This is a genomic window from Staphylococcus casei, assembly GCF_030294405.1.
Lineage (GTDB): Bacteria > Bacillota > Bacilli > Staphylococcales > Staphylococcaceae > Staphylococcus > Staphylococcus succinus.
The window spans coordinates 996,262-1,014,721 of sequence record NZ_CP125718.1 but is presented as its reverse complement, the minus strand read 5'-3'; the positions used below and the strand labels follow the sequence as shown (position 1 = coordinate 1,014,721).

Below are 18,460 nucleotides of genomic sequence, written 5' to 3'. Positions count from 1 at the left end.
ATAAATGGAGGCTATCACTTATGTTGAAAAAAGACTTATTAGATGCTTTGAATGACCAAATGAATCATGAATTTTTCGCTGCCCATGCATACATGGCTATGGCTGCATATTGTGACAATGGATCTTATGAAGGTTTCGCAAACTTTTATATTCAACAAGCGAAAGAAGAAAGATTCCACGGACAAAAAATATATGATTATATTAATGATCGTGGTGAGCATGCAAAATTTACAGCTATCCCTGCACCCAAATCAGATTTCAATAGCATCCTTGAAACTTTTGAAGATGGTCTAGCTCAAGAAAAAGATGTTACACGTAGATTTTATAATTTATCTGACTTAGCGAATGAAGATAAAGATTATGCAACGATTTCATTCTTAAATTGGTTCTTAGATGAACAAGTTGAAGAAGAATCTATGTTTGAAACACATATTGATTATTTAAAACGCATTGGAGACGATAGTAATACGCTTTACTTATATGAAAAAGAACTTGCTGGTCGCACATTTAACGAAGAATAAATTCGTCAATATATTATTGACTTGTACAACTTAAGTTCATAGGTCTCAGATTGACTCTCCCTTCAATAAATAATTTGAAGTGGAGAATTTTTTAATTCGGTTAGAATGTGCGTCTAAGCTATATACTTCATTTATATCCCAAATCATTCATTGTAAACCCTTGATAATCACTTCTATTTCATTTTTCTACTTCCTATTAAATTAAAACTTATCCAATTTAGTTAACTTGACTAACAGAATAGAATTATATAAAGTCATTACATATTGATATATAGAAAGGAATCTTGCTTAATGCACTCTGACGCATTCATTGCTTTAGACTTTGAAACTGCAAATGGTAAACGTACAAGTATTTGTTCTGTCGGTATGGTGAAAGTTGTTAATCATCAAATCACAGAAACTTTTCATACTTTAGTAAATCCAAATGATTATTTTTCACAACAAAATATTGCTGTCCATGGTATACAACCAAACGAAGTAACTGATGCACCAACGTTTGATGCAGTATTTCCTTATATGATGCAATTTATCGATGACTTACCTGTCGTAGCACATAATGCGGCATTTGATATGAATGTTTTACATGAGAGTATCAAAGCTATTGGTACAGTTACCCCAAACATGACTTACTTTTGCTCATTACAATTGGCACGTAGAACCATTAAGCACCATCGTTATGGTTTGAATTATATGATGGAATATTATAATTTAGACTTCCATGGCCATCATGATGCGCTTAATGATGCTAAAGCTTGTGCAATGATTACATTCCGCTTATTAAAGCACTATGATGACTTAAATAGCATGCTCAATGTCTATGGGAAAGATTTAAAAGAAAAAGACGTGTAAAAATGAATCGCCTTTAAGGGTGGTCATTTTCACGCGTCTTTTTTCATATTTTGATCGCACATTATATATAATCATAGATTGTCATATTTTCAAATGTAGCTTTTTCTAAACTACCTACCGTCACACCAACTAAACGAATAGGTGTATCCGCATCTTTTAACTCGGTGTATAAACTATATGCAATATTATAAATATCTGTTTCATTCCTTATGGGATCTCTTAAACTCCGCTGTTTAGATAGTGACTCAAATTTAAATGTCTTTATTTTCACCGTAACTGTCTTCCCCGACTTTTGTAACTTCGCCAAGCGTTCTGCAGTTTTATTACTCAGTTCCCAAAGTTTTTGCAGTATTTGATCATCATCATTCATATCCATAGCAAATGTACGTTCAGTACCTACTGATTTTCTAATTCTAGTAGACTTTACTGGATTATAATCTATACCTCTCACTTTATTATACAAACCATGTCCACGTTTACCAAACAATCTTATGAGTTCTCGTTCGCTTTGATTAAATAAATCTTGTCCATTATATATTTCATGTTCATGCATTTTTTCTTTTGAGGCTTTTCCTACTCCAGGAAATTCGCCAATATCTAACCCCATCAATATTTCATGCACGTTATCATAATCAATAACAGTAAGACCATTAGGTTTATTCATACCACTTGCTAATTTCGCTAAAAATTTATTATAAGACACACCTGCCGAGGAAGTTAATCCTGTTTGCTCAAATATATCTCTACGTATATATTGCGCTATTTGGGATGCTGCTAAATCCGGTCTTACTAAATGTGTGATATCTAAATAAGCCTCATCCAATGACAATGGTTCAACAATGTCTGTATAGCTTTTAAATATTTTCATAATTTGATCAGAAGCCGTTCTATAGGCCTCAAATCGCGGAGAAAGATAATAACCATTTGGGCATAATTTATGTGCTTGAGCGGTAGGCATTGCAGAATGTACACCGTATTTTCTTGCTTCATATGATGCCGTTGAAACTACGCCTCTATTACTTGCTTTGCCACCTACAATGACAGGCTTTCCTTTGAGTTTAGGGTTGTCTCTCATTTCAACTTGTGCGAAAAAATAATCCATATCTATATGAATGATACGTCTCTCTGTCAATGCACTCACCTCCTATACTTATGTAATTCCATCCTTTTTTATTATCTTAACTTGTTACATCTATTTGAACTTTATATTTGCTCACATCATTATAAACATAAAAAAAGTTAGTTGATACCTGCTCTAAAAGTACTTTATGTTGAAAAATCAACGCACTTTTGCAAGCTAACAACTAACAAGTGATAAAAACGAATCAAATATTTTATTCCACATATTTATTCTACTTCTGCCGGAAACTGCGCTGGGCTTTGCAAGTAAAATATAATACCTTCTTCAGTATCTTCTATATATTTTACTTTACCATTAAATATGCCCGATAAAAAATACATATCCAACAAACAATATCCAACGTGGAAACTTGCAATAAAAATAATGGATGAGAGTGTAAATAATGAAAATAGAATAAATAATATTGTTGTAACGATAACTAATGGAGCCAACATGATAGTGATGTATTGCCATTTTTTAAAGTAAACATTTGGCATATGTGTTGTAAACATACCTGATCGAATACGATACGTAGGTTTATTGCCCTTTGATAACAAGCGGAACATGATATTATGGATAAACTCATGTAAGAAATAAACAATCGCAAAGCCTGCAACACCGTACAAAATGTTAAACAAAATATTCTGTTCGATTATATGTGTAAACGTATATGCTAATTTATAAAATAATAAAATGCTAATCATCACTATAGTAAATTGAAATAGCATGAAACCTTCCAATGCTTTTTTGCTGGAAAGTAATTCAATTTTAAACATCAGTAAGCCCTCCATCTCGCTCTCTATTACCTAGAGTATACAACGATTGTAACCACTAATAAAGGGCATTTCAAGAAAGTTAGTTGCTTGTAACTGAATTTTAATAAACTTACTTGATTTGCAATAATCTGCAATGTTTAGCTAACAATTTAAAAAAATAAATACTACACAACACTTATCTATAATACTATCGTTTAACGTCTTTCAAATTGAGCCACTGTTTCAACATGTGTTGTATGTGGAAACATATCAACTGGCGTAATTTGAGTTAATTTATATTGTGTTGCTAATTGTTGAGCATCACGTTGCTGTGTTGATGGATTACAAGAAATATAGACGATCTTTCTAGGATTTAACTCTAATAAAGTATCCAAGAAACTTTCGTCACACCCTTTTCGTGGTGGATCAACCATTACTACATCTGGTTTAATACCATCTGCTTTCCATTTTAGAATAACTTCTTCTGCCTTACCACAGACAAAAGTAGTATTTTCAAACTGGTTTAAGGTCGCATTTTGTTGTGCATCTGCAATCGCTTCAGCCACAATTTCCACACCATAAACATGCTTAGCCTTAGGTGCCATATAGAGACCAATTGTTCCTATACCACAGTATGTGTCTAGCACTGTTTCTTCACCCTGAAGTTCGGCGTAGTCTATGGCTTTTTGGTATAATTTCTCAGTCTGTACTGAATTAATTTGATAAAAAGATTGATCATTTATTTTAAATGTAACATCTGACAACGTATCTTGAATTTCATCTTTACCGTATAAAGTATGAGAAGTTTGACCCATAATGACATTTGAATGTGTATCATTAATATTATGTTTAATGCTTACTATGTTAGGAAAAGCAGTTAGTAATTTTTCAACTATAATTCCACTTTGCTTGAATTTTTTACCATTGGTCACAAAAACGACCATGAGTTCGCCTGAATGATGTCCTGTTCTAATGACAACATGACGCATAAGCCCTTGTTTTTTATGCTCATTATAAGTACTCACATTAAGCTCATTGAACCATAATTTAATTTTATTCATCACCTCTTGATGAATATTATCTTGTATCAAACACTCATCCATATCTATAATTTGGTGACTTCTTTGTCGATAGTAACCCATAATAACGTTTTGTTCATCGTTTTTTCCTACTGGAATTTGTGATTTGTTACGATAATACCATGGATTCTCCATACCAACGGTATCGTGAATTACAGTATCTTTAAATCCAGCTTTTCTTTGAAACAAATTAATAACTTGCTCTTTTTTCATGTTTAATTGAGCTTGATAAGTCATATGCTGTAACTGACAACCACCACATTTATAATAATATACACACGGAGGCTCAACTCTTTCTTCACTTTTCACTTTAATATCAATGAGTTTTCCAATAGCAAAATTTTTCTTAACTTTTATGACTTTGTATTCTATCGTCTCATTAATCAATGCGTTTGGGATAAAAATTGGATACCGATCTAACTTAACTACACCATGCCCTTCATGTGTTAAGTCAATGACTTGCCCTTCTCTTACTTCATTTTTTTCTATTACATTCATTATTTCACCCCACATTAAAAGAGGTTAGGAGCATCTAATGTCTGTACCTAACCTCGTCGTTGTATTTTTAATTTTTTCGACTATTTATTTTACCTCAAAAGTCATAAAAGATTCAAGTTCATTTAATTTATTATTGCTCTATTAACTCTTGATTATTAATATCACTTGGCGTATACACTTCTATATGTTGTTTTAAATTCAAGAAATTACCCGGAAGTTTACCACCATATTCCCCATCCACATTTAATTGCATATCAACGAATGATGAAACACTTATCGCTTTCGCTTTTTTATAATGAACTTTAGGATGCTTAGTATGCTCTCCCCTTGAAGCTAATGACATAATATGTCCTAGCTCAGCAAGATTGGCTTTTTCCACAATGATTAACGTAAAATAACCATCATCTAATTTAGCGTCCGGTACGAGCTTTTCAAAGCCTGCCATAGAATTCGTCAAGCCTAATAAGAATAATAATGCCTCGCCTTGGAAAACTTCGTCGTCATATTCAATGCGAATATCAACAGCCTTCATTTGTGGCAACATTTCAAAGCCTTTTATATAATAAGCAAAGGGTCCAACGATTGATTTCAACTTACTTGGCGTCTCATAAGAAACTTGTGTCAGTTGTCCTCCAGCAGCTAAGTTTATAAAATAACGACTGTTCATCTTACCAATGTCTACGCATGTCGTGTGCCCTTCTATAATAACATCTATGGCACTCATAATATCACTTGGCAAATGTAACGCACGTCCAAAGTCATTGACAGTTCCCATAGGTATAATCCCTATATTGGGTCTATTAGGTTGCTCTGCAATCCCGTTGATTACTTCATTAAGTGTGCCATCGCCACCTGCAGCTATTAATACATCATAATTTTGCGCTAAACTACGTGCAGCTTCGGTCGTTGCATCTCCAACTTTTTCCGTTGCATATGCACTCGTTTCGAAACCTGCCTTTTCTAATTTAATTAAAACATCTGGTAATGTTCGTTTAAATAATTCTTTACCTGATGTTGGATTATAAATGATTCTAGCTCGTTTTCTCATATTTTATCCCTCAACTTCGTTTACTCATTATCTATATTAAATGATTTAGTTACATGATAAAAGCATTTAGGTTAAATTTTATTGAATAAGTAAGAAGTTATAAATAAATGAAAGGACCTGTAAACAGTCTTTGTCTACAGGCCCGAATATTTTATAGGATTTACTTCTAAAATTAAGCAACCCCATCTATCATTTTATCGTTTGTCTAATTCTTGTTTTAATAATTGATTCACTAATTGAGGATTAGCTTGGCCTTTTGAAGCTTTCATAATTTGTCCAACTAAGAAGCCCATCGCCTTACCTTTACCATTTTTATAGTCTTCAATTGATTGTTCATTGTTGTCTAATGCATCATTCACAAATTTTAGAAGTGTAGCTTCATCCGAAATTTGAACTAAACCTTTATCTTCCATAATTTGTTTTGCGTCCCCACCATTTTCAGCAAGTTCTGGGAATACTTTTTTAGCGATTTTACTACTCATAGTACCATCTTCAATTAATTTAATCATTCCAGCTAAGTTCTCTGGAGTTAATTTCGTATCTAATAAATCTACTTGATTTTTATTTAGATATTCATTAACGCCACCCATTAACCAGTTTGAAGTTAATTTAACATCAGCACCCGCAGCAACTGCGCCTTCAAAGAAATCAGACATTTCTTTTGTTAAAGTTAATACGTGCGCATCGTATGCAGGTAAGCCGAATTCATTCACGTATTTTTCTTTTCTTTCGTCTGGTAACTCAGGAATAGTTTGACGAACACGCTCTTTCCAAGCTTCATCTACATATAAAGGTACGATGTCTGGCTCTGGGAAGTAACGGTAATCGTCAGATCCTTCTTTAATACGCATTAATAGTGTTTTACCATTAGATTCATCAAAGCGGCGTGTTTCTTGTAAAATTTCTCCACCATTTAATAATTCTTCTTCTTGGCGTTTTTCTTCATACTCAAGACCTTTACGAACATATGTGAATGAGTTCAGATTTTTCAGCTCTGCTTTTGTACCAAACTCTTCTTGACCATATGGACGTAATGAAATATTAGCATCACAACGTAGTGAACCTTCTTCCATCTTACAATCAGAAACACCAGTATATTGAATAATTGCACGTAGTTTTTCTAAATATGCATATGCTTCTTGTGGTGAACGAATATCTGGCTCAGACACAATTTCAATTAAAGGTGTCCCTTGTCTGTTTAAATCAACTAAAGAATAGCCATCTTTATGTGTTGATTTACCAGCATCTTCTTCCATGTGCAGACGTGTAATGCCGATGCGTTTCGTTTTACCATCTACTTCAATATCAATATAACCATTTTCACCAATAGGTTGGTCAAATTGTGAAATTTGATAAGCCTTTGGATTATCTGGATAGAAATAGTTTTTACGATCAAATTTAGATTCTGTTGCAATATCCATGTTAAGTGCCATTGAAGCTCTCATTGCCCAATCAACAGCACGTCTATTTACGACTGGTAATACTCCAGGATATGCAAGGTCAATTACGTTTGTGTTTGAGTTAGCTTTTGCTCCAAAATGTGCTGGTGCTGGAGAGAACATTTTAGATTCTGTTTTTAACTCAACATGGACTTCTAGTCCAATAACTGTTTCAAAATGCATGATTTCCACTCCTTATAATTTTTCGTATTCATTATGAAAATTAAATTTTGTTTCATATTGGTAAGCGACACGATATAACGTCTTCTCATCGAATGGTTTTCCAATAAATTGTAAACCAATTGGTCGACCATTTGATTGGCCACAAGGAACAGAAATACCTGGTAAACCAGCTAAGTTTACAGGCGTCGTTAATAAATCATTCGCATACATTGTAAGTGGATCATCAATTTCTTCACCTAAATTAAATGCAGTTGTTGGTGTTGTTGGTCCTACTACGACGTCATAGTTTTCAAAAATACGGTCAAAATCATTTTTAATTAACGTTCTTACTTTTTGAGATTTCTTATAAAACGCGTCATAGTATCCTGAACTTAAGGCGAACGTACCTAAGAAGATACGACGCTTCACTTCTTCACCAAAGCCTTCACTTCTAGACATTTTATATAATTCTTCTAATGAATTAGCTTCTGGTGAATGATAACCGTATCTAATACCATCAAAACGAGATAGATTTGATGAAGCTTCAGATGATGCGATAACATAGTAAGATGGAATACCGTATTCAGTATTTGGTAATGAAACCTCTTCAACTGTTGCGCCTAATTCTTTTAATGTTTCTACTGCTTGTTCAACTGAAGCTTTCACTTCTTCTGAAACACCTTCACCAAGGTACTCTTTAGGTAATGCAATTTTTAGTCCTTGAATATCTTTACCAATATCTGAAGTGAAGTCCGAATCTTCAACAGGTGCACTTGTTGAATCATTTTCATCTAAACCTGTTATGGCTTCTAACACTAAAGCGTTGTCTTTAACGGTACGTGTTAATGGCCCGATTTGATCTAATGAAGATGCAAACGCAACTAAACCAAAACGAGATACGCGGCCATAGGTCGGTTTTAAACCTACAATTCCACAATATGCTGCTGGTTGACGAATTGAACCACCAGTATCAGAACCTAAAGTAAATGGGACAAGTCCTGCGGCAACTGCTGCTGCTGAACCACCAGAAGAACCACCAGGTACTGCGCTGTGATCAAATGGATTTACTGTTTTTTTGAAATAAGATGTTTCTGTAGAACCACCCATTGCAAATTCATCCATGTTCACTTTACCGATAAGTACCGCTTGCTCATTATGTAATTTTTTCATTACAGTAGATTCATAGATAGGTACAAATCCTTCTAACATTTTACTTGCACAAGTTGTTTCTACGCCTTCAGTAATAATGTTATCTTTAATTCCCATTGGAATACCGAACAATTTACCTTCCATTTGGTCTTTTGCTTGTAATTCATCTAATTCTTGAGCTTTTTTCATAGCATTTTCTTTATCTAAGGCAAGAAATGATTTAATTGTAGGATCAGTTTCTTCAATAGCATCATAAATATCATTCACAATTTGTGAAGGTTTTATTTCTTTGTTTTTAATTAAGTTGATCAAATTTTCAACAGACTCATAACGGATGGTCATCTTAAGCGTCCTCCTCATTCATGATAGATGGGACTTTGAATTGTCCATCTTCCGTTTCTTTAGCATTTTTTAATGCAAGCTCTTGAGGAATGCCCTCGATTGCTTTATCTTCACGCAATACATTCTGTAAATCTAAAACATGATATGTTGGTTCAATCTCGCTTGTATCTGCTGTATCAATATGGTTGGCAAAATTCAAAATACTTTCTAATGTACCTTGCATTTCAGTAGTTTCGTCTTCAGTAATTTGAAGTCTAGCTAAATTAGCTATATGTTCAACTTCTTCACGTGTAACTTTAGCCATTAAATAAAAGCCTCCTTTTTACTCATTCATTACAAAATTGTACCAAAATTTCGTTTAAAAATCTAAGTTTTTCAACAATAACCCTAAATTAAAGCTATTTATATTTATTTTACTACATAATATTATGATTTATTGTTAACTATTAGCAAATATTTATTAATATCAGTTATTGAAAATACTAGTAATGTATAATCATTCGTTTATATTTATAAACAGAGTCATTTTACTTTCATTTATAAGTGTTTAACATTCTGTTTTTATAGTGTTATTTTATTATTTTTTTATAAAAAGCTACTCTATACATTAATTTCACTGTATAATCATTCATGTAATACAATTTAATATGTTAAACAAAGGGAGATGATAAATCATGATGATATTAGGTACTTCTTTAGCCAATCAAGTTCATGCAAGTTGGCAAACTTATATCATGATTGCAGTGTATTTTGTTGTCTTATTATTCATTGGATATTACGGATATAAACAATCTACGGGCAATTTAAGTGAGTTTATGCTTGGGGGTAGAAGCATTGGCCCTTATGTCACTGCACTTTCTGCTGGTGCTTCTGATATGAGCGGTTGGATGATTATGGGGCTTCCTGGTTCAGTTTATAGTACAGGATTATCTGCAATGTGGATTACTGTAGGGTTATCCTTAGGTGCTTACATAAACTACTTTGTTGTAGCACCAAGACTTCGCGTATATACTGAACTTGCTGGTGATGCTATAACGTTACCAGATTTTTTCAAAAATAGATTAGATGATCGAAATAACTATTTAAAAATTATTTCAGGATTAATAATTGTTGTGTTTTTTACATTATATACACATTCTGGTTTTGTCTCAGGTGGTAAATTATTCGAAAGTGCTTTTGGTTTAAATTATCACTTTGGACTCATATTAGTAGCAGCCATTGTAATATTTTATACGTTCTTCGGAGGTTATCTTGCTGTTTCAATCACTGATTTTTTCCAAGGTGTAATCATGCTTATCGCAATGGTAATGGTACCTATTGTAGCGTTGATTCAACTTGACGGTATAGATACGTTTAGACAAGTTGCTGAGATGAAACCTACCAACTTAGACTTTTTTAAAGGAACGACTGTATTAGGTATTATCTCTTTACTTGCATGGGGATTAGGTTATTTCGGACAACCTCATATTATTGTCCGCTTTATGTCTATTAAGACACATAAACTATTACCAAAAGCGAGACGTTTAGGTATCAGTTGGATGGTTATTGGCCTAATAGGCGCTGTAGCCGTAGGATTGACTGGAATTGCTTTCATTTCTGAGCGTAATATCAAGATGGAAGATCCAGAAACATTATTTATTATTATGAGTCAAATATTATTTCATCCACTCGTAGGTGGTTTCTTATTAGCAGCTATTTTAGCCGCAATCATGAGCACCATTTCTTCACAGTTATTAGTCACTTCTAGTTCGTTAACTGAAGATTTTTACAAGCTTATACGTGGTGAAGACAAAGCTAAAACGCATGAAAAAGAATTTGTGATGGTTGGTCGTTTATCGGTATTATTAGTTGCCATTGTAGCCATTTGGATTGCTTGGTCACCTAATGACACTATTTTAAACTTAGTTGGAAATGCATGGGCCGGCTTTGGTGCTGCATTTAGTCCGCTTGTAATCTTCTCTTTATATTGGAAAGGCTTGACGCGTACAGGTGCATTGAGTGGAATGATTACTGGTGCTTTAATCGTAATTATTTGGATCGCTTGGATTAAACCTCTCGCTTCAGTCAATGAAATTTTTGGAATGTATGAGATTATTCCTGGTTTCATAGCTAGTGTTTTAGTAACTGTTATTGTAAGTAAATTAACTAAAACGCCTGGTGATTTTGTAGCCCGTGACCTAGATAATGTAAAACGAATAATCAAAGAATAATATAAAACACCCTATAACGTAGACACTTATTAGTGAATACCTTATAGGGTGTTTTCTTAACTATAACTGCTGAGGCTGTATAGTATACTCAAACGCTGTGTTAATTATTGTTTTTGTAAATGTGTACTTGTGGTTCTTTGTCCTCTTTAGTTTTACTAATTAATGCTTTAGGGTTATTACCATCTTTAATATGAATTTCATATTCATCAATGCCATCAAAGTATTTTTCTGCTTGCTCTGTAACATATTGTGTAATACCAATTGTTTCTGCTTTGCCATAATAATCAATTGGTACATCTACAGAGAGTTGTTTTGCTTTTTTATTTTCAAACTTCGCAGTACCTACTGCTTGTGTAAAGTTATTAAAATAATTTTGCAAGTTATCATTAAATTGTTTGAAGTCTGAATTTAAATTATCATCAATTTCTGCTGCCTCTTCAGAGGGTAATAAAGCCGTTTTTTGATTGATATCATTCCATTCGTTGATACGTGTTTTACCTTCTTCAACTGTCGTTCCACTCATAAATTCACCTGGAGCAATTGAATTTTCACCAGATTGTTTATAAATTGCGAAATGAATCGGTATATCTTTTAATTCTTTATTCTCACGTATTCTAGATAGAATTTCGCTAGCCATCTGCTGTCCTTGTTTTTTAATTTCTTTGTTTTTCAAATCTTTACTGTAAGATTCACCATCTTTTTCTTTTTGATAATAATATGTACCATTCATGGCTAAGCCAATAGTCATTCCTTTAATATGCTTTCCTTTTGTATCGCCATTACTATAGAAATCTTGTTCCAAAATATTAGATAAATATGCTGGTGATTTATCCGCAATTTTCTCAGGATCAGTTTCTCCCCTATGTGAAGGATTCAAGCCTAGATTTTCATTAGCTTTTTTTTCTTTGATTTCGTCTTCATCCATTTTATCAATTTCAGATTTTGTGTATTTAGGTTGCAAATATGCATTAATCGTATCTTTATCTAGATATTGACCATCTTGATATAAGTACTCATCTGTCGGGAATACTTCCTTACTTAGCTCTAACAGGCCATCTTCAAAATCTTCACCGTTATAGCTATTCGCCATATTATCTTGCAATAAACCACGTGCTTGGCTTTCTTTGAAAGGTAAAATCGTTCTATAATTATTGCCTTGTACATTTTTATCAGTTGCTATCTTTTTCACAGAACCTGTTTCTTGCTGTTGTTCATTGTCATTGGATGCTTGCTTTTTATTTTCATCATCATTGCCACATGCTGATAATACAAAAATTGCTGAGATGAATAGTATAATCGTTCGTTTCATGCATTATCTCCTCTATCCCTCGATATCATTTTGTTTTTTAACAAAGTCTTCTTCTGACCAAATTTCTGTACCAAACTTTTCAGCTTTCGCTAATTTAGAACCTGCATCTTCACCTGCAATTACTAAATCTGTACTTTTTGTAACACTACTTGTTACCTTTGCACCTTGAAGTTCTAACCATTTTGAAGCTTCATTTCTTGTCATTTGATGTAACTTACCTGTGAGTACAATCGTTTTATCTTTAAATTCTGGGTGACCTTCAATTTCTGTCGTTTTCACGCCTTTATATGTCATATTAACATTTTTTTCTTTTAATTTATCTATTAGAGCACGGATATCTTCATTTTCTAAATAAGTTACTACAGATTGTGCTAACTTATGTCCAATATCATGAATATTGATTAAATCTTCTTCTGATACATCAAATAATTGATCTATTGAGCCATATTTCTCAGCGAGTACTTGGCTTGCTTTTACGCCTAAATGTCTAATACCTAAACCAAATAGCAGTTGTTCTAATGAATTTGCTTTAGAAACTTCAATCGCTTTTAATAAGTTGTCTACCTTTTTTTCACCCATACGATCAAGCGGTAATAAATCTTCCTTAGTTAGATAAAAAATGTCAGCAACATCTTTAATTTTCTCATTTTCATAAAGTTGCTGAATAATTTTTGTGCCAAGGCCATCGATATTCATTGCTTGTCTTGATACAAAATGAATCAAGCCTTCAATCAGTTGAGCTTGGCATTTAGGATTAATACAACGAAGTGCAACTTCTCCTTCAATTCTCACTAGCTCATGTTGACAACTCGGACAATGTGTCGGCATGTGATAAACTTGTGCATCATTAGGACGCCTATCTAATACACTTTTAATAACTTCAGGTATGATATCCCCTGCTTTTTTAATCACGACACTATCACCAATTCTAATATCTCTATCATGAATCAAGTCCTCATTATGTAATGATGCTCGAGAAACCGTAGTTCCTGCTACTTTAACTGGATTCAAAACCGCTGTAGGTGTCACCACACCAGTTCTACCGATACTTAATTCGATATCACGCAATTCAGTAATAACCTCTTCAGCGGGAAATTTATATGCTATAGCCCATCTTGGTGATTTCTGAGTAAAGCCTAATTCTTCTTGATGTTCTAATGCATTTACTTTTATTACAATTCCATCAATATCATAAGGTAACTTTTCACGCTGTTCAGTCCATTTTTCAATATAAGCCATGACTTCATCTATAGTTTGTACACGTTGGCGCTCTTGATTTGTTTTAAATCCTAATTGATCCAATTCATCTAGCGCTTCACTTTGAGTATCTGCATTAAACTGAGTAAAATCATTTACACTATACAGAAACACACTTAATTTTCGTTTGGCTGCCAATTTAGAATCTAATTGTCTTAATGAGCCTGCTGCTGCATTTCGCGGATTTGCAAATGGTTGTTCACCGTTTGTATCTTTTGCTTGGTTTAAATCAATAAAGGATTGTCTTGGCATATACGCTTCACCGCGAACTTCAAAAGTTCTAGAATCTTTAATTTTTAATGGAATAGCATGTATCGTTTTTAAATTTTCAGTGATATCCTCACCTGTCGTACCATCACCACGCGTTAACCCCTGTATAAATCTGCCGTTCTCATATTTAAGAGATACTGCTAGCCCGTCAATTTTCAACTCACACATATACTCTATATCACCAATTCGATCGCGTATCCGTTGATCGAATTTTCTTAAGTCTTCTTCATTAAAGGCATTTCCTAAGCTCAACATCGGGGTATCATGTGCTACTTTTTCAAAGGTTGATTGTGCAGCGCCACCTACACGAACGGTAGGTGAATCTTCTGTACGATATTCTGGATGAGCTGTTTCAATATCAATGAGTTCATGTAGTAACTTATCATATTCACTATCCGGCACGGATGGACTGTCTTGAACATAATATTCATAACTATATTGATTTAAAAGTTGATGTAAGTCATTCACACGTGATTGTAAATCAGCCACGAACTATTCCCCCTTCTTTTCAATCGGTGCAAATTGTGCAAGTAAACGTTTAGGACCTTCGGATTTAAAGATAATGTCTAATTCTACTGAACCATTTTTCTCATTGACATTACTTACCATACCCTCACCCCAAGACTTATGAACCACTTTATCACCAATTTTCCAATCTGTAGATACTTGAGTTTTCTTCGAAGTAGTCGCGCGTTGACTATAACCTCTTTTGACTGGTTGTTTCGTCGCTGATTTAAATCCATTGCTCGCTGCTTTAGATTTATTATCATTTTCCATTAACTCTTCTGGTATTTCTCTCAAAAATCTTGAAGCCATATTCGATTGTGGACGTCCAAATAACATTCGTGAAGTAGCATGTGTGATATATAAAGTTTCTTCAGCACGTGTAATAGCTACATAGCAGATACGTCTTTCTTCTTGCATCTCATGTTCATCGTCACTTTTAATTGCTCTTATATGTGGAAATAGTGATTCTTCCATTCCCATAATAAATACGATAGGAAACTCTAAACCTTTGGCAGAGTGCATCGTCATTAGTGTTACACCATCATCGATTTGTGCTTCATCAATATCTGCAACTAGTGATAAATCTGTTAAGAAATTAATTAATGACTGTTCTTCTAATGGTGTATTCTTTTCATAATCTTTTGGAACAGACATGAACTCATCTATATTTTCTAATCTACTTCTCGACTCTAAACTTTGTTCACGTTCCAACATTTCACGGTAACCTGATTTTGTTAAAGCTTCTTCTACAATTTCACTAATTTCTAAAAACTCTTGTTGTTTTATAATATTTTGCATAACATCATAAAAGTTAATACATTCTTGCGTGACTTTTTTTGATAATCCTATAAAATCTACTTCTGCTAATGCATCAAACATACTCAAGTCATTTTGAACGGCATAAGCTTGAATTTTATCTACTGATGATGGTCCGATACCTCGTTTAGGAACATTAATAATACGTTGTAAACTAATATCATCATTACTGTTTGCAATGATACGTAAGTAGCTTAATAGATCTTTAATCTCTTTTCTGTCATAGAACTTTTGACCGCCAACCATAGTATATGGGATATTCGATTTCATAAATGTTTCTTCAAGTACACGTGATTGCGCATTTGTACGATATAAAATTGCCATATCTTTAAATTTCTTGCCATTGCGTTGTTGTTTCATAATTTCACGAACAACATATTCGGCCTCGTCTCTCTCTGTCGTCGCTTCATAATAATGAATTTTATCTCCATCTGTATTACCAGTCCACAATCCTTTAGGTTTACGCTCTGAATTGTTTTTGATCACTTCGTTGGCTGCATTTAAAATATTTTTTGTCGAACGATAGTTTTGTTCTAAAAATATTGTTTTTGCCTCTGGGTAATCTTCTTCAAATGATAGAATGTTTTGAATATCGGCACCACGCCAACCATAGATAGATTGGTCGGAGTCACCAACCACACATAAATTTTTGAATTTACTAGCTAATAATTTAACTAATGTGTATTGGGCTTTATTGGTATCTTGGTATTCATCTACGTGTATGTATTGGAATTTATTTTGATAGTAATCCAATACTTCTGGTACACGTTCAAACAAGCGAATAGTTACCATAATTAAATCATCGAAGTCTAGTGCTTCATTTCTTGTAAGTTGTCGTTGGTAGCCTTTATACACTGTAGCAACCATTTGTGTATGATAATCATTAGCTTCTTTTTGTGCATCTTCAGGTGTTTTCAATTCATTTTTTAAATTACTAATAGCCCCAATAAACATTCTAGGCTCAAATTTTTTGCTATCTATGTTCTCAGTCTTCAATACATCTTTAATAACAGATTTTTGATCGGTTGGATCAATAATTGTAAAATTACGTTCAATTCCAATTCTATCTGCATCTCTACGAAGAATTCTCACACACATAGAGTGGAATGTAGACATCCAAAGGACTTGAGCTTGTTCACCAACCAATGCTTCAACACGTTCTTTCATTTCTTTAGCTGCTTTATTTGTAAAGGTTATCGCCAAAACATTATATGGAGACACATCTTTTTCATCTAACAAATAAGCAATGCGGTGTGTTAACACACGTGTTTTGCCCGACCCTGCACCTGCCATTATAAGTAAAGGCCCTTCTGTAGTTCGTACTGCTTGGCTTTGCTCGTCATTCATCTTATTAACTAATGCATTCATTATTTATGTGACTCCTTTATCTTAACTGTATTTAATGCTTTATCTATATCTGTATATATAATATCGCCAACTATTATCGTGTCTGCATAAGCAGCCATGTCTTGTGCTTCGTCAAAGCTATTTATGCCACCACCATAGAATAATTGTGTATGGGTTAACATTGCTGATGCTGATTTTATCATTTCAATTTCACCGTATGTACCACTGTATTCGATATACATGACTGGTAGCTTGTACATATCATTAATCATTTGTGCATAAGCTTCAATATCTTCTTGATCTAACTTTGTCTGAGCTTGTGTTAATTGTGCTACTTTACAATCTGGATTCAGAACAACATAACCTTCAAACACAACTTCTTCAAAATCAATCATCTGTCCATATGATTTAAGCGCTTCTAATAAAATGCCATTATGATACTTAACATTACTACTATTTAATACACTTGGTACAAAATAACAATCAAACCCAGCCACTACACTTTCTACATTAGAAATCTCCAATGCTAAAGGTAGCGAATACCTTCTTACTCGACTCATCAAATGAACAACATTATCTTCAGTAACATCATCTGTCCCGCCAATGATAATTGCATCGGTATCCGACTTACAAATCATCTTTAAATGTGCATCGGTGATCGACTTTGCAGGATCTAATTTAAAAATATGTTTCCATTTTTTAATGTCATACATGATATGTTACTCCTTTTTTTAGCATACATATGATTATATCATTTTTAGTCTATGAGTTCTAAAAGGAAGTAGAAAAAAATCACCTCATTTATTTGAAGTGATTCCTTAGTATTGTGTTCTACTTTGTTGCTATTTTATCTCACGGTTTAAATGATAATAACTTTCTAAATTTGTATGTTCTTCAGTTATAATTTTAGCTAATTGATGACCTACATAACGTAAATGCCATGGTTCATACGCATAGCCGGTTTGTTGAGATTGTCCTTTGGGATAGCGAATAATAAATCCATAATCAGCCGCATGTTGGGTCAACCATTTACTTTCTTGAGATTTTTCAAAATCTTTATGAAAATCTTTCATTGGCCTATTTGTACCTACATCAAAAGCCAAACCCGTTTGATGCTCTGAGTGTCCTGGTGGAGCCGTATAACTCTGAGCTGTCTGCTTTCCATCTTTTTGTGTATATGTCTCAACCACTTGTTTTTGGTCATCGTAACTACGATAACCACTAATATATTTTAAATCTATATGTTCTTTTTCTGCTTTGTGAAGTAATTGATTGAGTTGATATCTTGCTACTTTATTTTCACCTGGTTGATATGTCCGTGGTAAGCTATATTGTTTATTGACTACAACATGGCCGTTGATACGTGTAATACCATGTTTTTCTGTAATAATTGGTAATGCATTTCGTGGTTTAACAATTTCTGAAGTCGTAGATTGCGTGTTTGGTTTCATACTGAGAATCAATAGAATGAATGTGACAATTAAGATGATTGTGCCAACAATTAAAGTAAACATCCCAACAATCCATTTCTTTAGCATACTCAACTTCCTTTCATGTGCTTATACTACAAGATACCACAACACAATTATATTGACATTTTACACAGTAAACCCTTACATTGATTTCCTTCAGTTTTATAAGCATTGATATGAATTATGAAATCTATCATTATCATTCATTCAATATGTTTTTTGTATAATCGTTAATTTTTTAATCCTTTTTAATTTATCAAAAAAGTCGACAAAGTAATTACCTTGTCGACAGTTTAAGATTAACTATCGC

15 protein-coding genes are annotated in these 18,460 nt (G+C 33.4%); 3 read left to right on the top strand and 12 right to left on the bottom strand.

What is annotated here, in order from left to right; all coding sequences use genetic code 11:
* Positions 1 to 20 precede the first annotated feature (20 nt).
* The gene (ftnA, locus tag QMO72_RS04730; protein WP_069824829.1) at positions 21 to 521 is read left to right on the top strand and encodes an H-type ferritin FtnA; all 501 of its coding nucleotides are present in this window, start codon (positions 21 to 23) and stop codon (positions 519 to 521) included.
* A 291-nt stretch (positions 522 to 812) separates the two neighbouring features.
* The gene (locus QMO72_RS04725) at positions 813 to 1,370 is read left to right on the top strand and encodes a 3'-5' exonuclease (protein WP_103267995.1); all 558 of its coding nucleotides are present in this window, start codon (positions 813 to 815) and stop codon (positions 1,368 to 1,370) included.
* Between the two features lie 61 nt (positions 1,371 to 1,431).
* On the opposite strand, the gene dinB is transcribed toward QMO72_RS04725, so the two are convergent.
* The 7 genes from dinB to gatC all read right to left on the bottom strand — a co-directional run bounded on the left by dinB (position 1,432) and on the right by gatC (position 9,266).
* Entirely contained in the window at positions 1,432 to 2,502 is a 1,071-nt protein-coding gene (gene dinB / locus QMO72_RS04720; RefSeq protein ID WP_103267994.1) for a DNA polymerase IV, read from the bottom strand.
* A 215-nt stretch (positions 2,503 to 2,717) separates the two neighbouring features.
* On the bottom strand, positions 2,718 to 3,266 hold the full coding sequence (locus QMO72_RS04715; protein ID WP_069824832.1) for a DUF3267 domain-containing protein: 549 nt from the start codon (positions 3,264 to 3,266) through the stop codon (positions 2,718 to 2,720).
* A gap of 194 nt (positions 3,267 to 3,460) precedes the next feature.
* Entirely contained in the window at positions 3,461 to 4,822 is a 1,362-nt protein-coding gene (gene rlmD, locus QMO72_RS04710) for a 23S rRNA (uracil(1939)-C(5))-methyltransferase RlmD (protein WP_069824833.1), read from the bottom strand.
* Positions 4,823 to 4,952: 130 nt separating this feature from the next.
* Positions 4,953 to 5,870, bottom strand: a complete 918-nt coding sequence (locus tag QMO72_RS04705) for a diacylglycerol kinase (protein ID WP_069824834.1) — start codon at positions 5,868 to 5,870, stop codon at positions 4,953 to 4,955.
* Positions 5,871 to 6,064: 194 nt separating this feature from the next.
* Positions 6,065 to 7,492 carry an Asp-tRNA(Asn)/Glu-tRNA(Gln) amidotransferase subunit GatB gene (gatB, locus tag QMO72_RS04700; protein WP_046837895.1) on the bottom strand — a complete coding sequence of 476 codons (1,428 nt, stop codon included), beginning with the start codon at positions 7,490 to 7,492 and terminating at the stop codon, positions 6,065 to 6,067.
* A 12-nt stretch (positions 7,493 to 7,504) separates the two neighbouring features.
* A complete protein-coding gene (gatA, locus tag QMO72_RS04695; protein ID WP_069824836.1) occupies positions 7,505 to 8,962 on the bottom strand; it encodes an Asp-tRNA(Asn)/Glu-tRNA(Gln) amidotransferase subunit GatA in 1,458 nt (485 codons plus the stop codon).
* Position 8,963: 1 nt separating this feature from the next.
* Entirely contained in the window at positions 8,964 to 9,266 is a 303-nt protein-coding gene (gene gatC / locus QMO72_RS04690) for an Asp-tRNA(Asn)/Glu-tRNA(Gln) amidotransferase subunit GatC (protein ID WP_069824837.1), read from the bottom strand.
* Between the two features lie 370 nt (positions 9,267 to 9,636).
* Here gatC and putP point away from each other — a divergent pair, with 370 nt between their 5' ends.
* Positions 9,637 to 11,172 carry a sodium/proline symporter PutP gene (gene putP, locus QMO72_RS04685; protein WP_103266355.1) on the top strand — a complete coding sequence of 512 codons (1,536 nt, stop codon included), beginning with the start codon at positions 9,637 to 9,639 and terminating at the stop codon, positions 11,170 to 11,172.
* Between the two features lie 100 nt (positions 11,173 to 11,272).
* On the opposite strand, the gene QMO72_RS04680 is transcribed toward putP, so the two are convergent.
* The 5 genes from QMO72_RS04680 to QMO72_RS04660 form a co-directional block, all read right to left on the bottom strand.
* On the bottom strand, positions 11,273 to 12,481 hold the full coding sequence (locus QMO72_RS04680; RefSeq protein ID WP_103266356.1) for a CamS family sex pheromone protein: 1,209 nt from the start codon (positions 12,479 to 12,481) through the stop codon (positions 11,273 to 11,275).
* Between the two features lie 12 nt (positions 12,482 to 12,493).
* A complete protein-coding gene (gene ligA / locus QMO72_RS04675) occupies positions 12,494 to 14,497 on the bottom strand; it encodes an NAD-dependent DNA ligase LigA (RefSeq protein ID WP_069824840.1) in 2,004 nt (667 codons plus the stop codon).
* 3 nt (positions 14,498 to 14,500) lie between these two features.
* Positions 14,501 to 16,699: a DNA helicase PcrA gene (gene pcrA, locus QMO72_RS04670; protein WP_103266357.1), complete on the bottom strand. Its 2,199-nt coding sequence runs from the start codon at positions 16,697 to 16,699 to the stop codon at positions 14,501 to 14,503.
* Positions 16,699 to 17,391 carry a heptaprenylglyceryl phosphate synthase gene (gene pcrB / locus QMO72_RS04665; RefSeq protein WP_103266358.1) on the bottom strand — a complete coding sequence of 231 codons (693 nt, stop codon included), beginning with the start codon at positions 17,389 to 17,391 and terminating at the stop codon, positions 16,699 to 16,701. The genes pcrA and pcrB overlap by 1 nt, the downstream gene beginning before the upstream one ends.
* Positions 17,392 to 17,520: 129 nt before the next feature.
* A complete protein-coding gene (locus QMO72_RS04660; protein WP_103266359.1) occupies positions 17,521 to 18,216 on the bottom strand; it encodes a M15 family metallopeptidase in 696 nt (231 codons plus the stop codon).
* Positions 18,217 to 18,460: the final 244 nt, after the last annotated feature.